The organism is Pseudomonas sp. NPDC096950 (assembly GCF_044762525.1).
Taxonomy (GTDB): Bacteria; Pseudomonadota; Gammaproteobacteria; order Pseudomonadales; family Pseudomonadaceae; genus Aquipseudomonas.
Genome location: NZ_JBIWEL010000008.1, coordinates 129,388 through 153,097 on the forward strand (window position 1 = coordinate 129,388; position 23,710 = coordinate 153,097).

25 protein-coding genes are annotated in these 23,710 nt (G+C 60.2%); 11 read left to right on the top strand and 14 right to left on the bottom strand.

The annotated features are described in order from the left end of the window. Window positions 1-42 precede the first annotated feature (42 nt). The gene (locus tag ACIQY3_RS15180) at window positions 43-348 is read right to left on the bottom strand and encodes a chaperone modulator CbpM (RefSeq protein WP_054044061.1); all 306 of its coding nucleotides are present in this window, start codon (window positions 346-348) and stop codon (window positions 43-45) included. 27 nt (window positions 349-375) lie between these two features. Next, window positions 376-1,323 (bottom strand): DnaJ C-terminal domain-containing protein, encoded by a 948-nt coding sequence (locus ACIQY3_RS15185; protein WP_403020721.1) that lies wholly within the window; start codon window positions 1,321-1,323, stop codon window positions 376-378. Window positions 1,324-1,620: 297 nt separating this feature from the next. On the opposite strand from ACIQY3_RS15185, the gene ACIQY3_RS15190 reads away from it, so the two are divergent. Further along, window positions 1,621-2,895 (top strand): Hsp70 family protein, encoded by a 1,275-nt coding sequence (locus ACIQY3_RS15190; protein WP_054044063.1) that lies wholly within the window; start codon window positions 1,621-1,623, stop codon window positions 2,893-2,895. A gap of 117 nt (window positions 2,896-3,012) precedes the next feature. Here ACIQY3_RS15190 and ACIQY3_RS15195 read toward each other — a convergent pair whose 3' ends face one another. From ACIQY3_RS15195 to ACIQY3_RS15205, 3 genes are all read right to left on the bottom strand, one after another. Further along, window positions 3,013-4,026 (bottom strand): AI-2E family transporter, encoded by a 1,014-nt coding sequence (locus ACIQY3_RS15195; RefSeq protein ID WP_403020724.1) that lies wholly within the window; start codon window positions 4,024-4,026, stop codon window positions 3,013-3,015. Between the two features lie 236 nt (window positions 4,027-4,262). Further along, window positions 4,263-4,568, bottom strand: a complete 306-nt coding sequence (locus tag ACIQY3_RS15200; protein ID WP_403020727.1) for a PsiF family protein — start codon at window positions 4,566-4,568, stop codon at window positions 4,263-4,265. Window positions 4,569-4,640: 72 nt separating this feature from the next. Next, a complete protein-coding gene (locus ACIQY3_RS15205; protein ID WP_403020729.1) occupies window positions 4,641-5,429 on the bottom strand; it encodes an AraC family transcriptional regulator in 789 nt (262 codons plus the stop codon). Between the two features lie 98 nt (window positions 5,430-5,527). On the opposite strand from ACIQY3_RS15205, the gene ACIQY3_RS15210 reads away from it, so the two are divergent. Next, complete coding sequence (locus tag ACIQY3_RS15210) at window positions 5,528-6,415, top strand: DMT family transporter (protein ID WP_403020732.1); 888 nt, start codon at window positions 5,528-5,530, stop codon at window positions 6,413-6,415. 96 nt (window positions 6,416-6,511) lie between these two features. On the opposite strand, the gene ACIQY3_RS15215 is transcribed toward ACIQY3_RS15210, so the two are convergent. The 3 genes from ACIQY3_RS15215 to ACIQY3_RS15225 form a co-directional block, all read right to left on the bottom strand. Beyond that, complete coding sequence (locus tag ACIQY3_RS15215; protein ID WP_403020734.1) at window positions 6,512-7,402, bottom strand: esterase/lipase family protein; 891 nt, start codon at window positions 7,400-7,402, stop codon at window positions 6,512-6,514. Window positions 7,403-7,508: 106 nt separating this feature from the next. Next, window positions 7,509-7,814, bottom strand: coding sequence for a DMT family transporter (locus tag ACIQY3_RS15220; RefSeq protein WP_403020736.1), 306 nt, complete (start codon window positions 7,812-7,814; stop codon window positions 7,509-7,511). After that, window positions 7,815-8,453: an FMN-dependent NADH-azoreductase gene (locus ACIQY3_RS15225; protein ID WP_403020739.1), complete on the bottom strand. Its 639-nt coding sequence runs from the start codon at window positions 8,451-8,453 to the stop codon at window positions 7,815-7,817. It lies immediately after the preceding gene. Between the two features lie 121 nt (window positions 8,454-8,574). On the opposite strand from ACIQY3_RS15225, the gene ACIQY3_RS15230 reads away from it, so the two are divergent. Further along, window positions 8,575-9,516 carry a LysR substrate-binding domain-containing protein gene (locus ACIQY3_RS15230; protein WP_403020741.1) on the top strand — a complete coding sequence of 314 codons (942 nt, stop codon included), beginning with the start codon at window positions 8,575-8,577 and terminating at the stop codon, window positions 9,514-9,516. Between the two features lie 91 nt (window positions 9,517-9,607). Continuing rightward, window positions 9,608-10,138 (top strand): bacterioferritin, encoded by a 531-nt coding sequence (locus tag ACIQY3_RS15235; RefSeq protein ID WP_403020743.1) that lies wholly within the window; start codon window positions 9,608-9,610, stop codon window positions 10,136-10,138. Window positions 10,139-10,254: 116 nt separating this feature from the next. Here the strand turns inward: ACIQY3_RS15235 and ACIQY3_RS15240 are convergent, their stop codons facing one another. Next, window positions 10,255-12,330: an AsmA family protein gene (locus ACIQY3_RS15240; RefSeq protein ID WP_403020745.1), complete on the bottom strand. Its 2,076-nt coding sequence runs from the start codon at window positions 12,328-12,330 to the stop codon at window positions 10,255-10,257. 388 nt (window positions 12,331-12,718) lie between these two features. On the opposite strand from ACIQY3_RS15240, the gene ACIQY3_RS15245 reads away from it, so the two are divergent. The 7 genes from ACIQY3_RS15245 to ACIQY3_RS15275 all read left to right on the top strand — a co-directional run bounded on the left by ACIQY3_RS15245 (window position 12,719) and on the right by ACIQY3_RS15275 (window position 18,006). Then, on the top strand, window positions 12,719-13,231 hold the full coding sequence (locus ACIQY3_RS15245) for a hypothetical protein (protein ID WP_403020747.1): 513 nt from the start codon (window positions 12,719-12,721) through the stop codon (window positions 13,229-13,231). 157 nt (window positions 13,232-13,388) lie between these two features. Continuing rightward, the gene (locus ACIQY3_RS15250; RefSeq protein WP_403020749.1) at window positions 13,389-14,021 is read left to right on the top strand and encodes a TetR family transcriptional regulator; all 633 of its coding nucleotides are present in this window, start codon (window positions 13,389-13,391) and stop codon (window positions 14,019-14,021) included. Window positions 14,022-14,294: 273 nt separating this feature from the next. Beyond that, window positions 14,295-14,795: an urease accessory protein UreE gene (ureE, locus tag ACIQY3_RS15255; protein ID WP_054044075.1), complete on the top strand. Its 501-nt coding sequence runs from the start codon at window positions 14,295-14,297 to the stop codon at window positions 14,793-14,795. Next, window positions 14,792-15,466 carry an urease accessory protein UreF gene (locus ACIQY3_RS15260; RefSeq protein WP_403020751.1) on the top strand — a complete coding sequence of 225 codons (675 nt, stop codon included), beginning with the start codon at window positions 14,792-14,794 and terminating at the stop codon, window positions 15,464-15,466. Before ureE ends, ACIQY3_RS15260 begins: the two co-directional genes overlap by 4 nt. Window positions 15,467-15,489: 23 nt before the next feature. Further along, complete coding sequence (gene ureG / locus ACIQY3_RS15265) at window positions 15,490-16,104, top strand: urease accessory protein UreG (protein WP_054044077.1); 615 nt, start codon at window positions 15,490-15,492, stop codon at window positions 16,102-16,104. A 29-nt stretch (window positions 16,105-16,133) separates the two neighbouring features. After that, window positions 16,134-16,706, top strand: coding sequence for a HupE/UreJ family protein (locus ACIQY3_RS15270; RefSeq protein WP_403020754.1), 573 nt, complete (start codon window positions 16,134-16,136; stop codon window positions 16,704-16,706). A gap of 172 nt (window positions 16,707-16,878) precedes the next feature. Then, window positions 16,879-18,006 carry an AGE family epimerase/isomerase gene (locus ACIQY3_RS15275; protein WP_403020756.1) on the top strand — a complete coding sequence of 376 codons (1,128 nt, stop codon included), beginning with the start codon at window positions 16,879-16,881 and terminating at the stop codon, window positions 18,004-18,006. 102 nt (window positions 18,007-18,108) lie between these two features. Here ACIQY3_RS15275 and ACIQY3_RS15280 read toward each other — a convergent pair whose 3' ends face one another. The 5 genes from ACIQY3_RS15280 to livM all read right to left on the bottom strand — a co-directional run bounded on the left by ACIQY3_RS15280 (window position 18,109) and on the right by livM (window position 23,707). Further along, window positions 18,109-19,014, bottom strand: a complete 906-nt coding sequence (locus ACIQY3_RS15280) for a cation diffusion facilitator family transporter (protein WP_403020758.1) — start codon at window positions 19,012-19,014, stop codon at window positions 18,109-18,111. Window positions 19,015-19,215: 201 nt separating this feature from the next. Then, on the bottom strand, window positions 19,216-19,986 hold the full coding sequence (locus ACIQY3_RS15285) for an SDR family oxidoreductase (RefSeq protein ID WP_054044081.1): 771 nt from the start codon (window positions 19,984-19,986) through the stop codon (window positions 19,216-19,218). A gap of 852 nt (window positions 19,987-20,838) precedes the next feature. Next, window positions 20,839-21,555, bottom strand: a complete 717-nt coding sequence (locus ACIQY3_RS15290) for an ABC transporter ATP-binding protein (RefSeq protein ID WP_213940976.1) — start codon at window positions 21,553-21,555, stop codon at window positions 20,839-20,841. Next, window positions 21,552-22,427, bottom strand: coding sequence for an ATP-binding cassette domain-containing protein (locus tag ACIQY3_RS15295; protein WP_403020761.1), 876 nt, complete (start codon window positions 22,425-22,427; stop codon window positions 21,552-21,554). Before ACIQY3_RS15295 ends, ACIQY3_RS15290 begins: the two co-directional genes overlap by 4 nt. Then, window positions 22,424-23,707 carry a high-affinity branched-chain amino acid ABC transporter permease LivM gene (gene livM / locus ACIQY3_RS15300; RefSeq protein ID WP_403020763.1) on the bottom strand — a complete coding sequence of 428 codons (1,284 nt, stop codon included), beginning with the start codon at window positions 23,705-23,707 and terminating at the stop codon, window positions 22,424-22,426. The genes ACIQY3_RS15295 and livM overlap by 4 nt, the downstream gene beginning before the upstream one ends. Window positions 23,708-23,710: the final 3 nt, after the last annotated feature.

Sequence of the window (23,710 nt, forward strand, 5' to 3'; positions counted from 1 at the left end):
GCGAAAGCGCCCGAATAGACAACACAGCGACATCAGAACCGCCTACTCAACCACCAACCGCCCCAACCGCTGCTTGAGCATCCGGTTCTCAGCCCGCAGTTGCTGGACCTCTTCAAGCAAGTCCAGCGCCAGGGCGACGCCTTCCCATTCCAGTTCCAGGTCGCGCCGCAGCTTGGCGGCGCGTTTGGCCAGGGCCAGTTCGTAATCGTTGAAACGCCAATCCTTGGGCGCGGAGCCCTGAGGTTCGAGGATGCCGTGTTCGACGATTTCGATCACGTAGACGTCCGACAGGTCGGTCGCCTCACAGAATTCTGCCATGTCCAGTTGAACGATCAGGGGACTGCTCATAGTCAGTAGCTCCATGGTTCTAGCGGATCAGAAATTTTCTCTCGGGTCGAATGCGGCTTTCTTCGCCAGTTCCTGCCACAACGCCTTGGTCTCATCATCCAAGACTTTAGGCATGACGGCCTTGAGTTGCACGAACAGGAAGCCCCGTTCACCCTTTTTGTTCATCAAACCGTGGCCCTTGGCGCGCATGCGCTGGCCGTTCTGGCTACCGGCCGGAACCTTGAGGTTGATCTTGCCGGTCAGGGTCGGCACCGCCACTTCCGCGCCCAGCGCCAGTTCCCACGGTGCCAGCGGCAAAGTGATGATCAGGTTCTCGCCTTCGACGTCGAATTTAGGGTGCGGTGCAAAACGGATGATCAGGAACAAGTCACCATTCGCAGCGCCGCCGGTCCCCGGAGCGCCCTGGCCCTTGAGGCGGATACGCTCGCCGTCGGTCACACCGGCCGGGATCTTCACGTTCAGGCTTTTAGGTGTGTTGCTCACATGCTGGCCGGCTGCGTTGTATTGCGGCACCTGGAAGGTGACCTTCTTCGATTCGTTCGAGAGGGTTTCTTCCAGAAAAATCCCAAGTTCCATTTCCACGTCTTGCCCTCGACGTCCCGTACTGCGACGCGACTCACCACCACCAAAACCAGGACCCCGGTTGCCGAAGATCGAACTGAAGAAGTCCGAAAAATCGCCCGTGTCCTGACCGCCACCAAAACCGCCGCCGCCACGCCCCTGCCAACCCGGCGGGCCCTGGAACGGCTGGCCGTGCTGGCCGTATTTGCGCAAGTCGTCGTATTCGGCGCGTTTGTCCGCACTTTTCAGCGCTTCATAGGCTTCCGAGGCGTCCTTGAACTTGGCCTCGGCGTCCTTTTCCTTGCTGACGTCTGGGTGGTACTTGCGAGCCAGCTTGCGATAGGCGGCCTTGATCGTCTTATCGTCCGCGGTCGGTTCCACACCGAGAATCTTGTAATAGTCTTTGAAGTCCATCTAAGGATCACCATCCGTTATCAAAATCGCGCCGTCACCGGCAGCATGCGCGCATTAACAGCCACCGGGTTGACCGATCTCAAGGTTGTGACCGGGCAGCGCATCAGAAGTTTATCGGCAGCGGCTGGCGGTTCTTGCGACCGCCAAATGGCTGCCAGGGTCGATGCAGACAAGTTTGGGGCATCGGGCCAGCTTATCAAGGCGCTATTGATGATGATTTAGCGGATAGTCGGCCTTCGAATCTTCGCCGCACTGGCATACACTGCGCGGCCGTTTTTTAACCGGAACTCGAAAGACATGAAAAACGCATCCCCAGCCCGTGCCTGTGGTATCGACTTCGGCACGTCCAACTCCACCGTCGGTTGGCTGCGCCCCGGCATGGAAACGCTGATCGCGCTGGAGGACGACAAGATCACCCTGCCTTCGGTGGTCTTCTTCAACATCGAAGAACGCCGCCCGGTGTACGGCCGGCTGGCGCTGCACGAGTACCTGGAAGGCTACGAAGGCCGGTTGATGCGCTCGCTCAAGAGCCTGCTGGGTTCCAAGCTGATCAAGCACGACACCAGCGTCCTCGGCACGGCGATGCCGTTCAAGGACCTGCTCGGGCTGTTTATCGGCCAGTTGAAGAAGCGCGCCGAAGCCGCCGCCGGTCGCGAGTTCGAGGAAGTGGTGCTGGGTCGCCCGGTGTTCTTCGTCGACGACGATGAACTGGCCGACCAGGAAGCGGAAAACACCTTGGTCGACGTGGCCCGCGCTATCGGCTTCAAGGACGTGTCGTTCCAGTACGAACCGATTGCTGCCGCGTTCGACTACGAGTCGACCATCGAAAAAGAAGAGTTGGTGCTGATCGTCGACATCGGCGGTGGTACGTCCGACTTCTCGCTGGTGCGCCTGTCGCCCGAGCGCCGCATGCACGACAACCGCCACGATGACATCCTCGCCACCGGCGGCGTGCACATCGGCGGGACCGATTTCGACAAGCAGCTGAGCCTGCAAGGCCTGATGCCGCTGTTCGGCTATGGCAGCCGCATGAAGAGTGGCGCCTACATGCCCACCAGCCACCACATGAACCTGGCGACCTGGCACACCATCAACTCGGTGTACTCGCAGAAATCGACCCTGGCCCTGGGCAGCATGCGCTACGACATCGAAGACACTGGCGGCATCGATCGCCTGTTCAAGCTGATCGACCAGCGCGCCGGCCACTGGCTGGCCATGGAAGTGGAAGAAACCAAGATCCAGCTGACCCACGCCGACAGCCGCCACGTGCCGCTGGACCGCATCGAGCCAGGCCTGAGCGTGGAACTGACCCGCGCATTGTTCGAATCAGCCATCGACAACCTGCTGGAGCGCGTGCGCAACAGCGTCACGCAACTGTTGAACGACGCCAACGTGCGGGTTGATCAGGTGGATACGGTGTTCTTCACCGGCGGTTCGAGCGGGATTCCGGCGCTGCGCAACAGCGTCTCGGCGATGCTGCCAAACGCACGGCATGTGGAAGGCAACATCTTTGGCAGTATCGGCAGCGGTTTGGCGATTGAGGCCATGAAGCGTTACGGGTCGATGGACTGATCCAGAACCGAGTCGCGCCCTTCGCGGGCAAGCCACGCTCCCACATTTGACCGCATTTCCCTGTGGGAGCGGGCTTGCCCGCGAAGAGGCCAGATCAGGCAATACACATCGACCTGATCAAACCATCCCCACCAGCTTCAACTCACTCTTCAAATACGCGTAATAAATCGGCCCCGCCACCACTCCAGGCAGGCCGAACGCGGCTTCGAACACCAGCATTGCCAGCAGCAACTCCCACGACTTGGCACTGATCTGCCCGCCGACGATGCGCGCGTTGAGGAAGTATTCGAGCTTGTGGATAAAGATCAGGTAGCCCAGCGCCGCCACGGCGACCCAGATCGACAGCGACAAGCCGACGATGGTGATCAGGGTGTTCGACATCAGGTTGCCGATCACCGGCAGCAGGCCGAGCAGGAACGTCAGCACGATCAGGGTTTTGGTCAACGGCAGCTTGATGCCGAACATCGGCAGAATCAGCGCGAGGAAGATCGCGGTGAAGAAGGTGTTGAGCAGGGAAATCTTGATCTGCGCAAACACAATGTTACGAAAGGCCTGGACCAGCAGGTGCAAGCGGTCGAACAGGGCGGCGGCCAGCGGCTTGCGCTTGGTCACGTCCGGCGCACGCTGCAAGGCGATGATTGCGCCCAGCACCATGCCGATCAGCAGCGTCACGAACATGTGCGCCGCATCCTTGCCCACCAGTTGCAAGTCGCTGAGGTGTTTGCTCATCCACTCGCCGATGGCCACCCGGAACTCGGCGGCACTGGCCGGCAGGTAGGCGTCGATGAACGGCGGCAGTTGCCCGCGGGCGCGATCGACCACTTGCATGAATTTGTCGAGGGAAGCGCCGGGGTTTTCCGCTTCGTGCAGCAGGAAGCTGATTGCACCGGCGAAGATCAACGCCAGCACACTGACCACCAACGTGCCGAGCAACGCCACCGCCAGCCAGCGGGCGCGGCGACCTTCGATCAGCCGCTGCAATTGCGGCGTGAGCATGTTGACCAGTTCGAACACCAACAACCCGGCCAGCAGGCTCGGCAGCAGGCGCAGAGGGATGACCAGTAGCAAACCACCGAAGATGATGACCCAACTGATTAACAGCAAGACGTGACGTTGAGAAAACGTTGGCATACAGCCTCAAAACGAACGACATAAAAGGATGGGCAGTCTGCCAGCGATCCGGGGCCAGCACTAGGGATTGTGTAGGTCGACCTTAGTGGGGGGACTGACGGCTTTTTTCAGTGCCCTGACTGGCCTCTTCGCGAGCAGGCTCGCTCCCACAGTGGATCTGTGTTCACCGGGCAAATGTGGGAGCGAGCCTGCTCGCGAAGAGGCCCTCACAGCCCCCACATTCTCCGGACCAATTCCTACTTTTTCTTCAGGCAATCACTCATGAACGCCTTGCGCGCATCGCCCTTGAGCGCCTGTGTGGCGGCGGTGGCGTTGCAGGTTTTCATTTTCTCTTGCTGCGGGGTCAGGGCTTTGGCGTCATTGGCGGCCGGGGCGGCTTTGAGGCACGTGCTCATGAATGTCTTGCGCTCATCGCCCTTGAGGCTTTTCGCGGTAGCGTCGGCATTGCAGGTGGTCATTTTGTTCTGTTGGGCCGTGGCGGCGAAGCCCTGGGAGCAGAGCAGCAAACCGATCATCAACAAAGGGACACGCAACATCTTCATGGAGTTTTCTCCTTGTTACCGCACCGATGGATGCGGCCTCGCCCTGAAGTGTAGACAAACCCCGTTACACCTTCACCTGGTCTCAAGATGACTGCGTCGATATTGCTCCGGCGTGCATCCGGCCTGGCGTTGAAACATCGCGATAAACGCTGAACCGGTGCTGTAGCCCATGTCAAAAGCGATGTCCTGAATGCTGCGCTGGCTGTCCAGCGCCTCGATCGCCGCCAGGAACCGCAGGCGTTGTCGCCACTCGCCGAAACTCATGCCCAACTCGCGCACGAACTGCCGGGCCAGGGTGCGTTCGCTGACGTGAATCTGCGCCGCCCAGTCCGCCAATGGCCGGTTATCCCCAGGTTCGGCCTGCAAGGTTTCGAGTATCCCAAGCAACCCGGGACTGCTGGCGTAGGGCAAATAACACGCGTGCTCGGGCGCTAGTTGCAACTGATCCACCAGCACCTGGGCCAGGCGTACGTCGGCTTCGCGCTCGGGGATTTTCACGTCCCGGGCGGCGAAGTCCTTGAGGATCGCCTTGAGAATGTCGCTGATCGCCAGGGTGCAGGCCTGTGGCGGCAGATCACGGCACAGCAACGGCGCCAGGCACACCGCGCGGTAGTTGATCGGCTGGTTGCTGTAGAAACTGTGCTCGGTGTGCGGCGGCACCCACACCGCGTACTGCGGCGGCGACATGAAGCGGCTGTTGCCGATCTCCATGTGCAACACGCCATTGGCCGAATACTCCAGCGTGCCCCACGGGTGGGTGTGCGCCGAGGCGTATTCGTGGGTGTCGAAGTCGGCGTAGCGGAAGTACACCGGGGCCGGCAATTCGCTGAAATCTAGCAGATCGATGTGTTTACTGGTCATGCTGTCCGTCATCCGGGGCCGATTGTCTGGATCGCAGTATAGGCTTGCATCCAGACAGGCGGATAATTGGCCCTCATCAATGTTCTGGTTTCTCTCCCATGCAATACGCGTTTCCCCTGCTGACCATTTTTATCTGGGCCGGCAACACCGTGATCACCAAGATGTCCGCCGGCGCGATTTTTCCCGCCGAGATCGGCTTCTACCGCTGGCTGCTCGCCGGGATTTTGTTCACGCCATTTCTGCTCAAACCGGTGATTGCCCATTGGCCGATGATTCGCCCGAATCTGGGCAAGATTTTCGTCCTCGGCGTGCTCGGCATGGCGGTTTATCAGAGCCTGGCCTACTTCGCCGCCAGCCTGACCTCGGCCACCAACATGGGCATCATCCTGTCGCTGATGCCGCTGATGTCCCTGGCGATGGCGATTATCAGCCTCGGCCAACGCCTGACCGCCGGAGCGCTGACGGGTGCCGTGTTGTCCTTTGCCGGGGTTTTGGTGGTGGTGTCGTCGGGCAGCCTGTGTGCATTGCTGGAGCACGGGGTGAACATGGGCGACGCCATGATGCTGATCGCGACCCTGGCCTACGCGATCTACAGCACGCTGTTGAAGAAATGGCAGCTGCGTCTGCCGCCGCTGGTGTTGTTGTATATGCAGATATGGGTGGCGGTGCTGGTGCTGTTTCCGCTGTTCGTGATCTCGCCGAAAATCGGCCTGACGATGCAAAACATTCCACTGGTGCTCTACGCCTGCCTGCTGGCCTCGATGGTTGCGCCATTGATGTGGATGCAAGCCGTGGTGCGCCTGGGCCCGAGCCGGACCACACTGTTTTTCAACTTGCTGCCGGTGATTACCGCGCTGATTGCGGCGGTGGTGCTGCATGAGCAGTTGGCGATGTATCACCTGGTGGGTGGGATGTTGACGTTGGGTGGGGTGATTCTTTCGGAGCGGTGGACCACCGTTTTGGGCCGCAAGATTCGCGTTGCCTGAGCGGGCGCCTTCGCGAGCAAGCCAGCTTCCTCATTTGGAATGCGTTCCCCTGTGGGAGCGGGCTTGCTCGCGAAGAACGATGACTCGGTCTGAAGGTTAAACCCCGGCGGCTTTCAACCGCGCCGCATGCTCCACAAACAAGCGCACCGGATCCGCGCCCTTCCCCACCAGCCCCAGCGACTGGTTGACGATATCGAAGTGGTCCAGCGGATATTCGTCCCCAATCACCGTCCCCAGGTGCGAGCTATAGCGCCCGACCATCCCGTCGCAATGCCCGGCTTCGCGCACGAACGTTGTCGCAAACAACCGGCAAAAACGATTGGTCCCGTCGAACAGATTGCCGCCGCGATCGGTTTTGCCCGGCTGCAACGTCCCGGACCAGGAGTAATAACGCACGCCGTTGACCTCTTCCGGCCCCTGCCCGCCCCAGGTTTCAGGCAGGCCCTGTGGATAACGCTGGTTGAATTGCGCCACGCCTTCGGTCGTCAGGGAATGGTGGGACGCGTTGATATCTACCGGCAGTTTCGGTCCGCGATAGCCGGTTTCCAGCAGGCTCATCAACGCACCAAACACCCGCAATAAAAAACTGAGCAACCGGCCCTTGGCGCTGTCCGCCGGGTAATGCTTGTGCAGGTAATCCGCCAGTTCCGAGCCGTGATTGGGGCCAGCTACCGATGTAACCGAAGCCACCCGGTCCGGGCGTTTGGCGGCGGCGTAACGTGCGGTCAGCGAGCCCTGGCTGTGGCCGATAAGATTGACCTTCTCGGCGCCAGTTTCCCGCAGGATTTCGTCGATCCGCGCCAGCAATTGCTCGCCGCGTATTTCGGTGGAATTGAGCGGCGACACCTGCACCGCAAACACCGTCGCGCCACCCCGGCGCAACGCCGCGACGATCCCGTACCAGTAGGGATACAGCAGCAAGCGGATAAACCCGAGCATTCCCGGGACCAGCACCAACGGGTAACGCGTGGCGGAACCTTGCGACATGGGCGGACATCCTTGTGATCTGTGAGGTGGCGCAAGGCGGGATGCAAGACATCAGCCAAGCATCGCCAGCGAACATGACCAGTCTATGACATCCGCCAAACACGCTTTACTTCAACCCCACTACACCCGTCACGATCAACCCGACCGATACCAGTTTCACCACGGTCAGGCTTTCGCCCAACAGCGCAAAGCCGAGAAACACCGTGCCCAATGAACCGATGGCGGTCCAGATCGGGTAGGCGATGCTCACCGGCAATTCGCGCATGGCCAGGGTCAGGAAGTAAATCCCGGCAATCGCCGCCACGACCGTGATCACCGACGGCCAGAGCCGGGTGAAGCCTTCGGCGTACTTCATGCCCATGGCGAAGGTGACTTCAAACCCGGCGGCGATCAGCAAAAACAGCCAGGCCATTTAGAACTCCCCGGCCAATGCCAGCAGGCGCTGTTCGGCCTCGGCGACGGAAACCTGGAATGTCCGCTCAGCCGACTCTTCACCCTCGGCGGCGATCACGGTGATGTCAGTGATACCGATGAAACCCAGGGCCGTGCGCAGCAATGTATCGGCGTGGTTCAGCGCCTCCAGCTCCCCGCCCGGCCCGAAGCCGAACCCACCGCGACTGGTGACGATCAGCGCCTTTTTACCCTTTACCAGCGGCTCATACTGCGCCACGCCATTGTCCAGGGTGTGATTGAAGGTCAAACCGAGCCGCACAATCTGATCGATCCAGGCCTTGAGGCCGCTGGGCACGCTGAAGTTGTGCATCGGTGTGGAAATCACTAGCAGATCGTGGCCGAGCAACTCGCCGACCAGTTCATCACTGAACGCCAGATCGGCTTGCATCGACAGCGGCCGGGCCTCGGGCTCGGGGTAAAACGCCGCCGCGACGAACGCCTCGTTGACCGGCGGAATCAACGCCCGGCCGACCTCACGACGGGTCAGGCGCGACTGCGGATGGCGCGCCTGCCACGCCGACAAAAAAACCTCCGCCAGGCGCCGGGAATGGGAACGCTCACCACGGGGACTGGCATGAATCGCAAGAATTGTGCTCATCTGAATCTCCTGAAGGGCTACACTGAAAACTGCTTATGGCGTGCAGCTTGTGGCTCACAATCACCCTCTTCAAATGATCAAAAGTCAGTCAGGATGAATTAATTTCATCCATGGAGTATTCATGTTCGCCTCGTTGCCGCTGACCGCCCTGCGCGCCTTTGAATCCGCCTCGCGCTTGCTGAGCTTCAAGGCCGCCGCCGAAGAACTGTCGGTGACGCCCACGGCGATTTCCCATCAGATTCGTGCGTTGGAGAACTGGCTCGGCATTGCGCTGTTCGAACGGCTGCCGCGACAGGTGCGCCTCACCGAGGGCGGCGAACGTCTGTTCCAGAGCCTGCACGGTGCTTTGTTGGACGTGGCGCAGAGCGTCGACACCCTGCGACCGCAACGCAGCAGCGCCAGCCTGACGATTTCCACCACCGCCGCGTTCGCCGCGTTGTGGCTGGTGCCGCGACTGGGGCGTTTCTATGCCCGGCATCCCGGGATCAACCTGCGGCTCGATACCCATTGCGAAGTCATCGACCTGCATCAGGACGCCAGCGTTGATCTGGTGGTGCGCTATAGCCTCGGTGACTACCCGAACCTGTATGGACAGAGCCTGTTCGATGAATCCTTCGGCGTTTATGGTTCGCCCGAACAAGTGGCGCTGGCCGGCAGCCGAGTGCCGACATTGATCAGCGTGCGCTGGCACAATTCCAAGCTGTACGCCCACGGCTGGGAGGCCTGGTGCGCGGAGTCCGGCGAAACCTGGCTGACCGGTCAACCGGCGGTACGCGAATACGACGAAGAGCATTACGCCCTGCAAGCGGCGATTGCCGGGCAAGGCTTGGTGCTGGCCAGCAACATTCTGGTATCCGAAAGCGTGGCCAGCGGTTTGCTGGTGCCTTACAAGTCTGAGGTTCAGGTGGATGGCGCAGGCTATAGCGCCCTTTGCGTGCCGGGACGCGAACGGCATCCGCCAGTGCGGGCGTTTTTCGAATGGCTGCGCGAAGAGGCGCAGGCGTCAGGGCATGTCTTGCGTGATCCAGATCAACAAAGGCTGACCGCTGGTTCAATTACATAAAACTTTCTGCAGCGCTCATCACTCACACCTTAAGTAGCGATCACGTCCCTAGAGGCGTGACGCAAACCGGATTAGCCTCCAGGAGATCGAGATGAGCGACATGCATTTGTCTGATGTAACCACCCTGCGTGAGCGGGCCCGCAAGAATGTCGAAAACGGCGCCGTGACCGAGAGCTACAGTGCCGACCTCGACGAGGTGTTGCGCCTGCTCAACGAATCGCTGGCCACCGAATTGGTCTGCGTGTTGCGCTACAAGCGCCACTACTTCATGGCCAACGGGCTCAAGGCCCATGTGGCCGCCGACGAATTCCTCGAACACGCGAACCAGGAAGCCGAACACGCCGACCGCTTGGCCGAGCGCATCGTGCAACTGGGCGGCGAGCCGGAGTTCAACCCCGACCTGCTGTCGAAAAACTCCCATGCGCAATACGTGGCCGGCAACAACCTCAAGGAGATGGTCTACGAAGACCTGGTCGCCGAGCGGATAGCCATCGACAGCTACCGCGAGATCATCCAGTACATCGGCGAAAAAGACCCGACCACCCGGCGCATCTTCGAAGACATCCTGGCTCAGGAAGAAGAGCATGCCGACGATATGGCTGACATTCTGAAAGACCTGTAGCGCCTGCGGGACCGCCTTCGCGAGCAAGCCCGCTCCCACATTTGACCTGTATTCATTCGCAGATCTAATGTGGGAGCGGGCTTGCTCGCGAAGGCGTCTTCACAGACGCCATAGATTTACTTGGTTGGCTTGACGGTAACCGGCGCCTTCCCAGCCTTCATCTGCTCCAGCAACGGCGCGCACTGGTTAGGCTCGCCGCCACTCGGCGCCACCAGCGCCAACAACCCTGCCGCCGGCGCAGCAATCACGCCCAGCGCCACCATCCCCGCGCCACGCAGCAACAACGGCACGGCTTTCACCCCGGCGCTCGGCTTGATGAACTTGCCCTGCACGTACAGCGGCGAACGCAACGAAATCAACCGCCAACCCTTGGATTCCGGGGTGATGGTCAGGTCCAGTTGTTCCGTCGCCATGTTCGCGGTGCCATCGATGTAGATGATTGCGTTCTCGGTATCGAAGACAAACAACCGGGTGGTTGCCAGGCCGGTCTTGATGTCGAAGTCCGCCGCCGCGCAGTTGATCTTCACTTCTTTGTCGCCAAAGATCTTGCCGACCACGTAGTTGCCGACGTTGAGCCCGGCCAGCTCCATCAACTCGCGGCTGATGGCGCCGTCGTTGATCAGCATTTTCAGCTTGCCGTTGGACGTGCCCAGCAACTTGGCCACCGAATTGCCGCGACCCGAGATATCCGCGTCGCCGTTCAATTCGCCGAAACTGGTTTTCATCGGTTCAAAAGTTGGGAACAACTGTTTGAGTTTGAAACCGCGAGCGGTGAGCTTCGCCTGGCCTTCCAACGGTTCGGTACGGCCATTGAGGCGAATCTGCGCATCGAGCTTGCCGCCGGCCACGCCGAAGCGCAGGGGCTCCAGGCTGAGCACGCCATCCGTCAGCACCAGATGGGTATAAAGGTCGGTGAACGGCAGTTTTTCGCTGTGGACAATGCGTTTGCCCGTGAATTCGACATCAGCGTCCATATCCCGCCAGCGCTCGGTCTTGAACTCTTCGACCGGCAGCACCTTGTCCGCCGGCTGCTTGCTTTCGCCGCCACGGGCCTTTTGCTTGGCATTGGAATCGGCGCCGATCAATGGCGCGAGGTCGGCAAACAGCAGTTGATTGGAAACCAGCGAGCCGCTGAGTTTCGGCCGCGGCTGACTGGCGACGTACGCCAGGTCGCCATGGATATCGCTGTCGCCGATCTTGCCGTTGAAGCCTTCATAGCGGAACTGCGCGCCAGCCGCGTCATGCAGCTTGGCGGTCAAGTGACCGTCGGTGGCATAAGGCGGCGAGTCCGGCAGGGTGACGCCGGTCAGCGGATACAGGTTAGCGAGGCTGCTGCCGGCCAGTTTCAGGCGCAGGTCCAAGGCACCGAGGTTCAGCGGATCGGTCAAGGTGCCCGCCAGTTCGACGCTGGTGTCGGCGATCTTCACCTGGGCTTGCAGCGGAAACGGCTTGGCCGCGTCCTGCAAAGCCAACAGGCCGCCGATCTTGCCTTCGCCGGCGAGTTTCTGTTGGTGGTATTGGCCCTTCACCTTGATCGCGAACGCGTAGTCCTGAGGTGCGCCGCCCTTCTCGACCGCGGTTTTCGCCGCTTTGTCGCCGACGATGTCGCTGAATGGAATTGGCTTGCCCAGCGGATCGATCAACAGGTCGAGTTGAGTTTTCAGGCTCTGGTCGTCGAGGGTGACGTGGCCCTTGTCGAAACCGATGGCGCCGATGTCCACCACCCAATTCGACGGTTCTGCGTTCGGGTCTTTGGGGTCGAACTTGAAGGTCCAGTTCGCGCGGCCATCGGCCAGGCGCTGGAGGTCGGCGTTCGGCTCGGTCAGGTCGATTCGCGGAATCACCACCCGTTGCGCCAACAAGGCCAGGGGCGAGATGCGCAGTTCGACGCGTTTGAGGGTGACCATCTGCGGCTGCTTCGACCAGTCCGGGTTGCCCAGACTCAGATCCTCCGCCACCACATGCGGCCATGGCACCCAGGCGCGCCAGCCGCCTTCATCGAGCTCGCGCCGCCACACCACGGCGAGGTTGCCATTAATGGCGAACGGGCGATGCAGCTCTTCGGAAACTTTGGCATTGAGCGGTGGTTTGATCCGGTTCCAATCGAAGAACACGATGATCAGAACCAGTATCGCCAGCAAGACAACAAGCGTGGCTAAGGTCCAGCTGATTATTTTTGAAGTGCGCGTCATTGCACAGGGCTCCTGAATACGACTGAGCGCCCTGACTGCGACGCACGTTTGAAACGGTAGGCCAGAATCGGCCTGCCTTGAAATCTACGACTGGGAAACGGCTCGCAGGTTTAACCGAAAATGCCTCTTAACGTTCAAATAATCGGCCACGGACACAGTGCGCCCGCTTCTGGCGTTACCGGCCCCGCACTTTTGTGCGGCACGAGTGGGTCGAAAATACCCACCTCGGTGCAAAACGACCCGCCGGAAACGCCCGTTCTAGAGCCTCTGCGTCAAACAATCAATTCTGTTGATTATTACCATTGCGTTTATGAACTTTTATATCGACTTATCGAGAGTAGCATTACCCTCGTACCCACTTTATCGCCCTCCCAAGGAGCAACCCATCATGAAACGCCAATTACTGCTTAGCCTGACCCTTTCGATGCTAGCCAGCACCGCTTTTGCTCTGCCAGCTGCTGATCAAGCCACACCACAAGTCAAAGACAGCCACTCGGTGTTCAGCCAAACCGTCGCAGCCGATGGTTCGGATCGCACTCCACAAGGCCAGACCCTTGCCGAAGGTGGTAATGATCGCCTGAAAGAAAAAGGCTTGATCACCCAAGACGGCTACGACAAAACCCCACAAGGTCAAACCCTGGCTGCTGACGGTTCCGATCGTACTCCACAAGGCCAAACCCTCGCTTCCGACGGTTCGGATCGCACTCCACAGGGCCAAACCCTGGCTTCCGACGGTTCCGATCGCACTCCACAAGGCCAAACCCTCGCTGCTGATGGTTCGGACCGCACTCCACAAGGCCAGACCCTCGCTTCTGATGGTTCGGACCGCACCCCACAAGGCCAAACCCTTGCTGAAGGTGGTGGTGACCGTGTAATCGAACGCAACAGTGCTGTGAGCTGAGCCCATGGCGGCCCTGAAAAAAAGCCCAATCCCCGGATTGGGCTTTTGACTTTATATAGAGCCACACTTCTCCTCGCTTGATCCCTATCCCCGTTCGACGCCGGCAAAGCCGATTTGCTAGAGTGCGCCGCTGTCCTTTCCAGAAAACACCCTTGCGATGCTGCCCCGCGCCGAACAGAAACAACAGACCCGCAACGCCCTGATGGACGCCGCCCGCCATTTGATGGAATGCGGCCGAGGATTCGGCAGCCTGAGCCTGCGCGAAGTGGCGAAAACCGCCGGGATCGTGCCCACCGGTTTCTACCGGCATTTTGCCGATATGGACGAACTGGGCCTGGTGCTGGTCAGTGAAGTCGGCCAGACCTTCCGCGAAACCATCCGCCTGGTCCGCCACAACGAATTCGTCATGGGCGGCATCATTGATGCGTCGGTACGGATCTTCCTCGATGTGGTCAGCGCCAACCGCTCGCAATTCCTGTTTCTGGCTCGCGAGCAATACGGCGGTTCATTACCAGTGCGCCAAGCCATCGGCCGCTTGCGCGAAGACATCAGCTCCGACCTGGCTTCAGACCTGTCGCTGATGCCAAAGCTGCAGCATCTGGACCTAGCCGGCCTGAGTGTCATGGCTGACCTGATTGTTAAAAGTGTGTTTGCAACCTTGCCCGACATCATCGATCCGCCGGTTGAAGCGTTGCCCGAGCACCTGACGCCCCAAGCAAAAATCACTCAGCAGCTGCGCTTTATCTTCATCGGCCTCAAGCATTGGCAAGGCCTCGGCAGCACGGAATAACACAAATCCCCTGTGGGAGCGGGCTTGCTCGCGAAGGCGGTGTGTCAGGCGAAATCAACTTCGACTGACAAACCGCCTTCGCGAGCAAGTCGGGATCGCCGCACCGCCACTCCCACATTTGGTGCATGAAGAATCCTTCACGCACCAACATGACTCAAAACCCTGCAACATCCTGCAACAACTACTACTCTCCGACAGGGTTTTCCTACGCATCGCCCGATTGGCAAGCCCCTTGCTCTAGCCTGAGCATTGTCCTTTGCTGGAAGCTTTCCGATGCTGGTGATTCACCGCAGAATCGACCCTCAACCCGTCTGGGCCGCCGAGTTGCACCTGACCTTCGAAGCCCGGAGCAAAAGTCGCTTGCGCTGTTTCAGTGCCGAGCAGGAAGACGTCGGGTTATTTTTGGAGCGCGGCCAGCCACCGCTGTATGACGGCGAATGCCTGCAGGCCGAAGACGGGCGCATCGTCCGCGTCTGCGCCCGCCCCGAACAACTGCTGCACGTCACCTGCGCCAATGCTTTCGAACTGACCCGCGCCGCCTATCACCTGGGCAATCGCCACGTCGCCCTGCAAGTCGGTGACGGCTGGTTGCGCCTGCTCGACGATTACGTGCTCAAAGCCATGCTTGAACAACTCGATGCCAAGGTCGAAAACATCGAAGCGCCGTTCCAGCCGGAACACGGCGCCTACGGTGGCGGCCATCACCACTCGCGCCATGGCGACGAAGACTTCAACTATCCGCCGAAACTGCACCAGTTCGGCGTACGTCTATGAACCCAGCCTGGGCGCTGCTGCGCCTGGCCAGTCCGCAGTTGCCGATTGGCGGCTACAGCTATTCCCAAGGTCTGGAAATGGCGGTGGATAACGGCCGCGTGACGGATGCCAACAGCGCCCGGCGCTGGATCAGTGATCAGTTGCTGCTCAACCTCGCCCGCTTCGAAGCGCCGCTGCTGCTCGCCCATTGCGTGGCCGCCTCGCAAGAAAATTGGGCCGAACTGCTGCAACGCTGCGAGGAACATCGCGCCAGCCGCGAAACCCGCGAGTTGCATCAGGAGAGCCGGCAGATGGGCTATTCGTTGCAGCAACTGCTCAATGGTTTGCCAGAACTCGATGCGCCGGCCCGGGCCTTTCTCGAACAACGCCCGGAGCCGCACCTGGCCCTCGGCTGGGCCCTGGCCGCTCGCGCCTGGGGCATCAGTCCGCAAGACGCCTTGGCCGCGTGGCTCTGGAGCTGGCTGGAAAACCAATTGGCGGTGTTGATGAAAACCTTGCCCCTGGGCCAGCAAGCCGCCCAACGCCTGACCAGCCAATTGCTGCCGCTGTTGCAGGAAGCCCAGCACAACGCCACTCGAATCAATCCCGAACACTATGGCAGCGCCGCGTTCGGCCTGTCCCTGGCGTGCATGGCCCATGAGCGCCAGTACAGCCGCCTGTTCCGTTCCTAGGGCCTTTTATTTTGGAGAAGCACATGAACACACAACCTCTGCGCGTCGGCATCGGCGGCCCGGTCGGTTCCGGTAAAACAGCGCTGACCCTGGCCCTGTGCCTGGCCCTGCGCGACCGCTACAACCTGGCGGTCGTGACCAACGACATCTACACCCGTGAAGACGCCGATTTTCTGGTGCGCAATGAAGCCCTGGCGCCCGAGCGGATTATCGGCGTGGAAACCGGTGGCTGCCCGCACACGGCGATCCGCGAAGACGCTTCGATCAACCTCGAAGCCGTGGATCAGTTGAACCGGCGCTTTCCGGGGCTGGATCTGATCATCGTCGAGTCCGGCGGCGACAACCTTTCGGCGACCTTCAGCCCGGAGCTGTCGGACCTGACCATTTACGTGATCGACGTTTCGGCCGGCGACAAGTTGCCGCGCAAGGGCGGGCCGGGGATCTGCAAATCCGATCTGCTGGTGATTAACAAAGTCGACTTGGCACCAATGGTGGGCGCATCGCTGGAACTGATGGACAGCGACACCAAACGCATGCGCAACGGCAAGCCGTTCGTCTTCAGCAACCAGAAGACCGGCCTGGGCCTGGAAGACATCATCGCCTTCATCGAACGCCAGGGCCTGCTGACCGCAGCCTGATCACGACTTTTCAACAAGGAAGCTTATCCATGACACTGAAACGCATCCTGGGCGCCCTGGCCCTGCTGCTGACCCCGGCCATCGCTTTCGCCCACCCGGGCCATGGCGACAACGGTTTGATCGCCGGTATCAGCCACCCGATTGGGGGCATTGATCACCTGCTGGCGATGGTCGCGGTGGGATTGTGGGCGGCTCAGCAAAAAGGCGCGGCACGCTGGGCGCTGCCATGCACGTTCGTCGGCACCATGTTGATCGGCGGCTTGCTGGGTTTTGAAGGACTGAACCTACCGGCTATGGAAAGCGGGATTGCCGCGTCGGTGCTGGCGCTGGGCCTGGCTGTGGCGCTGGCGGTGCGTCCGCCGTTGAGCGTGGCCGTTGGCGCGACGGCGTTGTTTGCCTTGTTCCATGGCGTGGCCCATGGTCTGGAATTGCCAGACATGTCGAGCCCTTGGGCGTATGCCGCAGGATTTGTGGTGGCGACGGCGGCGTTGCATGGCTTGGGTTACGCGGTGGTTCGCGTTCTGCCGCAAGCGGCGGCGCCCTTGATTCGCGTGGCGGGTGCGGCTTCGGCGGCGACTGGGGTTTGGTTGTTGGCGGGCTGATTCTTTATCGACTGTTCTGTCCCCTTCGCGAGCAAGCCCGCTCCCACATTGGTCCTGTGTACACAGATCCACTGTGGGAGCGGGCTTGCTCGCGAAGGCGGCCTGACAGACACCACCTCTCCCAGGCTGCTAACATGTCGCGCAATCGCCCCTGCCGTGACGACGCCAGCCAATGCCACCTGTTTCCCGCTCTGCCTCCCAGCCTGAATTGACCGCCCTGTTCGCCTCGGTGCAACAGCACTTCCAGGACGTGATCGTGCCGCTCTGGCAAGGCCCCGGCTGGAACACCGACATGGCGCTGCCCTATGAAGCGCTGGACGCCGGGCACCAACCCTTGCCACCGCAACGCTATCGCGCCATGGCCTGCGCCCGTCAGCTGTATCTGTTTTCGAGCCTGATCGGCCAGGTGCCGGAGGCTCAAGAACGTGCGGCGGCGCTGTTCCGCTCCTTGCAGCAGCATTTCCACGATGCCGAGCACGGCGGCTGGTTCTACAGCATCGACCCGCAAGGCGCGCCGCTGGACCAGCGCAAAGACCTCTACACCCACGCCTTCATCCTGTTCGCCTGCGCTCATTATTGGGACAAGGTGCGTGAGCCGCTGGTGGAATCCGTGCTCAATGCGGCACTGGAAGTTGTAGCCAAGCGCTTCGCCACGGACGACGGTCTGTACGAAGCGTGCCTTGAGCGGGACTGGTCTTCCCTCAAGACCGGGCCATTGCAAAACCCGCTGATGCACTTGGCCGAAGCCTTCCTCGCCACCCTTTCCGTTCGCGAAGACGCTGCCGCCCAAGGCGCGCTGGTTGAGTTATGCACAGCCATGCAGAAGCACTTCATCGATCCGCAGACCGGTGTGTTGATGGAAAAGCCGTTGGGGGCTGTGGATAACTGGTTCGAACCGGGGCATCAATTCGAATGGTATTTCCTGCTGGAATCCTCGCCATTGCTGCGTGGATCGAAGCTCCATGCGTCGCTGGATCGGGCGTTTGCGCTCAGCGAGCAATTGGGTGTTGATCCACAGACCAGCGCGGTGCGGGCGATGCTTGATCTGGATGGCTGCCCGAAGGATGGCACCGAAAGAATCTGGGCCCAGGCCGAGTATCTGCGGGCGCTGACTTTACGGCCTGACAGTGAAGCGGCAGTGCTGCGTCAATTGCAGGCGTTGCAGCAACGCTTCCTGCATGCGGGTGGCTGGTATGAGTGCCGTGATGCCGTGGGCGAAGTCAGCCGCAAGGACATGCCTTCGACCACGCCTTATCACTTGGCGACTTGTTATCGTGGGTTGGTTGAATATTTGCGCTGACCGATAGATTGCTTTCGCGAGCAAGCCCGCTCCCACAGGAGAATGCATTCCAATGTGGGAGCGGGCTTGCTCGCGAATGGCCTCGAAAAGGTCACCGAACTGTCAGGAAATCCACTTCCGATCCCCGGTAAAACTGATGGTCAGCCATCGTGCCGCATCCGCCTGACCCAGCTTCGCGGATATCTCCTCGCGCAGCACATCCAGTTGCCCCACGCTTTCCAGTCGGTAATCCGCCGGTAACACCACGTGAATCTCGATAAACCGCGCCCGCCCGTGCTTCTGCACGTAGGAGCTGTAGTCGTCGAAACCATGCTCGACTTTGGCCGCGTCCATCACCTGGCGCACCGTGTCGTTCAGTTGATCCGGGACAATCCCCAATACGTCGCGCAACGCCGGACGCAGGATCTTGAAGGCTGGCGGCAACATGCTCAGGGCCAGCAGAATCAAAATCAGCGGATCGACGTAGACCGCCCACTGGCCGTAACCCTGGGACTTGAGCAGCAGCGCGGTGAGGAAACTCACCAGCAGGCCCACCGAGAGCATCGCGTCCACCAGCCAGCTGATGTTGTCGAACTGAATCAGCGTGGATTTGAGCTTGCGATTGCGATGGCGAACGTAGAAGAAGTACGCGAACTCGACGACGGTAAACACCGCCGCGTAGATGATCACCAGCCCCAGCTCGATCTCGCGGCCGCCATTGATGATGCCGAACACACCGTTGAGAAAGGCATAGATCGCAATCAAGAACAGGAAGCTGCCTTCGATCAGCAACACCATCGGCTCCAAATGCCAGAAGCCGAACTGGAAGCGGTGGTTGCTTTCTTTGGCGATTAATTTGGCGGTGATCAGCATCAGGACCTTGATAAAGGTCGCGATCAACGAGAAAAAACCATCGAACAGGATGGATTGGGCACCTGAAACGAAACCGGTGACGATCCCGGCGATCGCCACGGCGAACATCAGGATCGTCGATTGTTTGAGCAGCGACTGCTCACCTCGGTTACTCACGTAGCCTCCTCTGAAAACCCTGAAAACCGCGGGGTGCGGTGGGGTTGTTGGGGGAGGAGTCTACCTTATGCGCTGTTTTGTCAGTTCCGGCTCCTTCGCGAGCAAGCCCACCCACATTGGAGTTATGGTGTACCTGCAATCCTGGACACAACATATTTTCCTGTGGGAGCGGGCTTGCTCGCGAAGAACGATAACGCGGTCTTAAGCCTTGCCACCATTACGTTCAATCGAAAAACCCGCCCAGGTCTGGCTCACCGGCATCAACTCCAGGCTGTTGATGTTGATGTGCGCCGGCGCGTTGAGAACCCAGAAGATGGTATCGGCAATGTCCTGCGGCTGGATCGGCTCGGCACCGGCATAGGTAGCGTTGTAACGCTCCTGGTCACCGGCGAAACGCACCAGGGAGAACTCGCTTTCGCAGAGGCCCGGTTCAATGTTGCTGACGCGCACGCCGGTACCTTGCAGGTCGCAGCGCAGGTTCAGGGAGAACTGTTTGACGAACGCCTTGCTCGCGCCATACACGTGGCTGCCCGGGTACGGGTAGTTGCCGGCGATGGAGCCAAGGTTGACGATGCCGGCGCCGCGACCATGGGCGATCAGGCGCGGCAGCAGCAGCCGAGTGCTGTACATCAGGCCCTTGATGTTGGTGTCGACCATGGTGTCCCAGTCGTCCAGATCACACTTGGGCGCCGGGTCCACGCCCAGGGCCAGGCCGGCGTTGTTGATCAGCCCGCGCAGCTTGGCGAAGGACGGCGGCAGGTTGGCAATCGCTTCCTCCATGGCCTTGCGGTCACGCACGTCGAGCACCAGGCCATGGACCTCGGTCTGCTTCGACAGCTCAGCGCACAGGGCATTGAGGCGTTCTTCACGACGCCCGGTCAGCACCAGTTTCCAGCCAGCCTCGGCAAAACGACGGGCACAGGCTTCGCCAAAACCGGACGTCGCGCCGGTGATAAACAGGGTGTTGGACATCGTGTTCTCCTTGCTTCGGCTGATCGGCAGCCATTGGAATAGAAAATCAGCCGCCAGCATGCCCGGCGCGGCCCTTACCGGCAACCTCGTTCCCCGGTCTTTTCTGTACGAAAAACAACCAACCACGGCAACGCCTTACACGCCGTGGCTTGCAGCCATGTGCGCGCACGTTATCCACAGGCCGGTCCACAGTCTTTGGGGGCAAGTGCAAAAGCTGGAAGCCGCTGTGCATAAGGCTTTGCGAGCAGAATAGAAACTTTTTTGCTTGACCCTCAAGAGGCCACCGTGTAGCCCATGGCATTTTGCACGATCCTCCGCACACACCGACGATGGCGCCAAGCCAGCAACGACGGCCCTCAGCCGAGTCTTTCCAGAGTTTAACCACAGACTTATCCACAGGCTGGCGCGCCTCGGATCTGGCGCTTTTGACCCACAACAAAAAGGTTGACAACGGCGGCTCATGCTTAGGGAAAAACGCCTGATCAAAAAACAACCACAAGCCTGAAAGCCACGGTTTCAAAGGCGCTCAGCCAGCTACTCCCACGTTATTCACAGCCAGCTCCACAGCAAACGGGGACAAGTCAAAAGCGTGACAAAACAACTATTTGCAGCGGCTTTATGTCGCGCTTTGAGAGCTTGTGAATATTGTTTTCCACAATTTCCCGAAAGCACACCGCAGACACCTGTGGGAGCGGGCTTGCTCGCGAAGGCGGCGGCACATCCAGCATCAAAGTGGCTGAAACGCCGCCTTCGCGAGCAAGCCCGCTCCCACAGGGGGATTTGTGGTGTTTTGGGGATGTAAAAAAGCCCCGGCGATTGCTCGTCGGGGCTGTGGATTACTTCAGCAGAGAATTAGTGCCCGCCGAGATAAGCGTTACGCACTTCCTCATTCACCAGCAGCTCCTTGCCGGTGCCTGTGAGGCGGATCTCGCCGTTGACCATCACGTATGCCCGGTCCGACAGCTTGAGCGCGTGGTTGGCGTTCTGCTCGACCAGGAAGATGGTCATGCCGGTGCTCGCCAGTTCCCGCAGGGTGGCGAAGATCTGTTTCACCACGATCGGCGCCAGGCCCAGGCTTGGTTCGTCGAGCAGCAACAACTTCGGCCGGCTCATCAGTGCACGAGCGATGGCGAGCATTTGCTGCTCGCCGCCGGACATGGTCATGGCCCGCTGGGTCCGCCGCTCTTCAAGCCGTGGAAACAGCTTGAACATGCGCTGCATGTCTTCCTTGGCGTACTTGTCGCCAATCGGGATGGTGCCCATCAGCAGGTTTTCCTCGACGGTCATGTCGGGGAACACCCGCCGCCCTTCCGGCGATTGAGCAATGCCGTTGGACGCGATGTAGTGGGACGATTTGTGGGTGATGTCCACACCCTGATAGATGATCTGCCCGTCAGCCGCCCGGGGCTGGCCGAAGATCGACATCAGCAGGGTCGACTTGCCGGCGCCGTTGGAGCCGATCAGGCTGACGGTTTCGCCTTCGTTGATGTGCAGCGAGACTTTCTTCAGGGCCTGGATCGGCCCGTAAAACACATCCAGATCCTTCAGTTCGAGGATGGGTTGGCTCATAGCACCACTTCCTCTTCATCAGCGCCCAGGTAGGCCGCAATCACTTTCGGGTCGTTACGAATGGCGTCAGGCCCGCCCTCGGCGATGACGATGCCGTGGTCCAGCACCACGATGTGGTCGGAAATGCTCATTACCATGCCCATGTCGTGTTCGATCAGCACCACGGTCAGATCGTGCTCGTCGCGCAGCAGCCGGATCATCACGAACAGCGCTTCGGTTACATCAGCGTTGAGGCCGCCGGCCTGTTCGACGACTCCTATGATCTGCGGCCGGGTGCACATGGCCCGGGCGATTTCCAGGCGACGTTGCTGGCCGTAGGACAGTTCACCGGCCAGCCGGTTGGCGCAGTCCACCAGATCCACCACTTCCAGCCAGTAGAACGCGTGGTCCAGCGCATCGCTTTCAGCCTTACGGTAGCCCTTGGTGTTGAGAATGCCCGCCAACATGTTGCGGTTGACCCACATGTGTTGGGCCACCAGCAAGTTTTCCAGCACCGACATTTCCTTGAACAGGCGAATGTTCTGGAAGGTCCGCGCCAGGCCGGCCCGGTTCACCAGATGGGTGCCGCCGAACATCTTGTAGTACATGCGGCTGAAGAAGGATTTCGGTGAAACGAAATCCACCGGTTTGAACGATTCACCCAGCAATTGGATAACGTTGGTCTTCTCGCCACGCACATTGAGTTCGATCTTGCCGCCGGAGGCCTTGTAGAACCCGGTCAGGCAGTTGAACACCGTGGTCTTGCCGGCGCCGTTGGGGCCGATCAGGGCGAAGATCGAGTTGCGGTGGACTTTGAGGCTGACATCGCTCAACGCCTTGATGCCGCCGAAGTGCATCATCAGCTTCTCGACCGAGAGTACGACTTCGCTCATGGCGCTACTCCTTTACGCGGGGTCACACCGGTACGGCTGATCCGAATCAGGCCGCGCGGTCGCCAGATCATCATCAACACCATCAGCACGCCGAACAGCAGCACGCGGTATTCCGCGAAGCCACGCAGCAGTTCCGGGGCGACGGTCAGCACGAAGGCTGCAATCACCACACCGATGGTCGAGCCCATGCCGCCGAGTACCACGATGGCGAGGATCAGGGCCGATTCAAAGAAGGTGAACGAGGTCGGGTTGACGAAGCCTTGATAGGTCGCGAAGAACACACCCGCCAGACCCGCCGTCGATGCACCGATGGTGAACGCCGAGAGCTTGACCAGTACGTGGTTCAGGCCCATGGAGCGGCAGGCGATTTCGTCTTCACGCAGGGCTTCCCAGGCACGGCCGACTGGCATCTTGACCAGGCGATGCTTGATGTACAGCACGGCCAGAACCACCAGGAACAACACCGCGTAGATGAAGTAATACTTCACGTCCGGGTTGTAGGCGATGCCGAAGAACTCATGGAAAGGCACCCCGCCGTCCTTCGCGCGTTTGCCGAACTCGAGGCCGAAGAACGTCGGCAACGGCGCTGGCATGCCGTTCGGGCCGCCGGTCAGGGACAGCCAGTTGTTGAGGATCAAGCGAATGATTTCACCGAAACCCAGGGTCACGATCGCCAGGTAGTCACCGTGCAGGCGCAACACCGGGAAACCGAGGATGCAACCGGCCAGGCCCGCGGTGATCGCCGCCAGTGGCAGCACCGTCCAGAAACCCAGGCCCAGGTATTGATAACCGAGTGCCAGACCGTAGGCACCGATGGCGTAGAACGCCACGTAACCCAAGTCGAGCAGGCCGGCCAGGCCAACCACGATGTTCAGCCCCAGGCCCAGCAACACGTAGATCAACCCGAGGATGACCACGCCCAGCAGGTAGGAGTTGGAGAAGAACGGAAACACCACGGCGATGACAATCACCAGTGGCACGATCCAGCGCAAACGGGTTTTGTAATCGGGCGGCAGTACATGAACCCCGGAGCCGGTACTTTCAAAGCCTTCGAGGATTCTCAGGCCCTTGGGGGTTTGCAGGAACAGGCTCAAGGCAAAGCGGCCAGCCATGACGATGGCGACAATCCACGCCACCCGTGTCGGTTGCAGGTTGAAGCCGTAGCCGTCGAGGACCACGCCGACAATCGGGCCGAACACAATCAGGGCAACGAGGCCGGCAAGAATCGCGTCAACCAGGCTTCTTTTGAGATCAATGGTTTTTTTAGTGGTTGAAGACATCGC

Bases quoted from the DNA above. Each gene is read 5' to 3' on its own strand.
- ACIQY3_RS15215 (WP_403020734.1), bottom strand. From the start codon at position 7,402: ATGTCGCAAGGTTCCGCCACGCGTTACCCGTTGGTGCTGGTCCCGGGA.
- ACIQY3_RS15250 (WP_403020749.1), top strand. From the start codon at position 13,389: ATGCTGCCCCGCGCCGAACAGAAACAACAGACCCGCAACGCCCTGATG.
- ACIQY3_RS15245 (WP_403020747.1), top strand. From the start codon at position 12,719: ATGAAACGCCAATTACTGCTTAGCCTGACCCTTTCGATGCTAGCCAGC.
- ACIQY3_RS15205 (WP_403020729.1), bottom strand. From the start codon at position 5,429: ATGACCAGTAAACACATCGATCTGCTAGATTTCAGCGAATTGCCGGCC.
- ACIQY3_RS15235 (WP_403020743.1), top strand. From the start codon at position 9,608: ATGAGCGACATGCATTTGTCTGATGTAACCACCCTGCGTGAGCGGGCC.
- livM (WP_403020763.1), bottom strand. From the start codon at position 23,707: ATGTCTTCAACCACTAAAAAAACCATTGATCTCAAAAGAAGCCTGGTT.
- ACIQY3_RS15240 (WP_403020745.1), bottom strand. From the start codon at position 12,330: ATGACGCGCACTTCAAAAATAATCAGCTGGACCTTAGCCACGCTTGTT.
- ACIQY3_RS15180 (WP_054044061.1), bottom strand. From the start codon at position 348: ATGAGCAGTCCCCTGATCGTTCAACTGGACATGGCAGAATTCTGTGAG.
- ACIQY3_RS15225 (WP_403020739.1), bottom strand. From the start codon at position 8,453: ATGAGCACAATTCTTGCGATTCATGCCAGTCCCCGTGGTGAGCGTTCC.
- ACIQY3_RS15275 (WP_403020756.1), top strand. From the start codon at position 16,879: ATGCCACCTGTTTCCCGCTCTGCCTCCCAGCCTGAATTGACCGCCCTG.
- ACIQY3_RS15220 (WP_403020736.1), bottom strand. From the start codon at position 7,814: ATGGCCTGGCTGTTTTTGCTGATCGCCGCCGGGTTTGAAGTCACCTTC.
- ACIQY3_RS15195 (WP_403020724.1), bottom strand. From the start codon at position 4,026: ATGCCAACGTTTTCTCAACGTCACGTCTTGCTGTTAATCAGTTGGGTC.
- ACIQY3_RS15210 (WP_403020732.1), top strand. From the start codon at position 5,528: ATGCAATACGCGTTTCCCCTGCTGACCATTTTTATCTGGGCCGGCAAC.
- ureE (WP_054044075.1), top strand. From the start codon at position 14,295: ATGCTGGTGATTCACCGCAGAATCGACCCTCAACCCGTCTGGGCCGCC.
- ureG (WP_054044077.1), top strand. From the start codon at position 15,490: ATGAACACACAACCTCTGCGCGTCGGCATCGGCGGCCCGGTCGGTTCC.
- ACIQY3_RS15200 (WP_403020727.1), bottom strand. From the start codon at position 4,568: ATGAAGATGTTGCGTGTCCCTTTGTTGATGATCGGTTTGCTGCTCTGC.
- ACIQY3_RS15230 (WP_403020741.1), top strand. From the start codon at position 8,575: ATGTTCGCCTCGTTGCCGCTGACCGCCCTGCGCGCCTTTGAATCCGCC.
- ACIQY3_RS15190 (WP_054044063.1), top strand. From the start codon at position 1,621: ATGAAAAACGCATCCCCAGCCCGTGCCTGTGGTATCGACTTCGGCACG.
- ACIQY3_RS15295 (WP_403020761.1), bottom strand. From the start codon at position 22,427: ATGAGCGAAGTCGTACTCTCGGTCGAGAAGCTGATGATGCACTTCGGC.
- ACIQY3_RS15285 (WP_054044081.1), bottom strand. From the start codon at position 19,986: ATGTCCAACACCCTGTTTATCACCGGCGCGACGTCCGGTTTTGGCGAA.
- ACIQY3_RS15260 (WP_403020751.1), top strand. From the start codon at position 14,792: ATGAACCCAGCCTGGGCGCTGCTGCGCCTGGCCAGTCCGCAGTTGCCG.
- ACIQY3_RS15290 (WP_213940976.1), bottom strand. From the start codon at position 21,555: ATGAGCCAACCCATCCTCGAACTGAAGGATCTGGATGTGTTTTACGGG.
- ACIQY3_RS15270 (WP_403020754.1), top strand. From the start codon at position 16,134: ATGACACTGAAACGCATCCTGGGCGCCCTGGCCCTGCTGCTGACCCCG.
- ACIQY3_RS15185 (WP_403020721.1), bottom strand. From the start codon at position 1,323: ATGGACTTCAAAGACTATTACAAGATTCTCGGTGTGGAACCGACCGCG.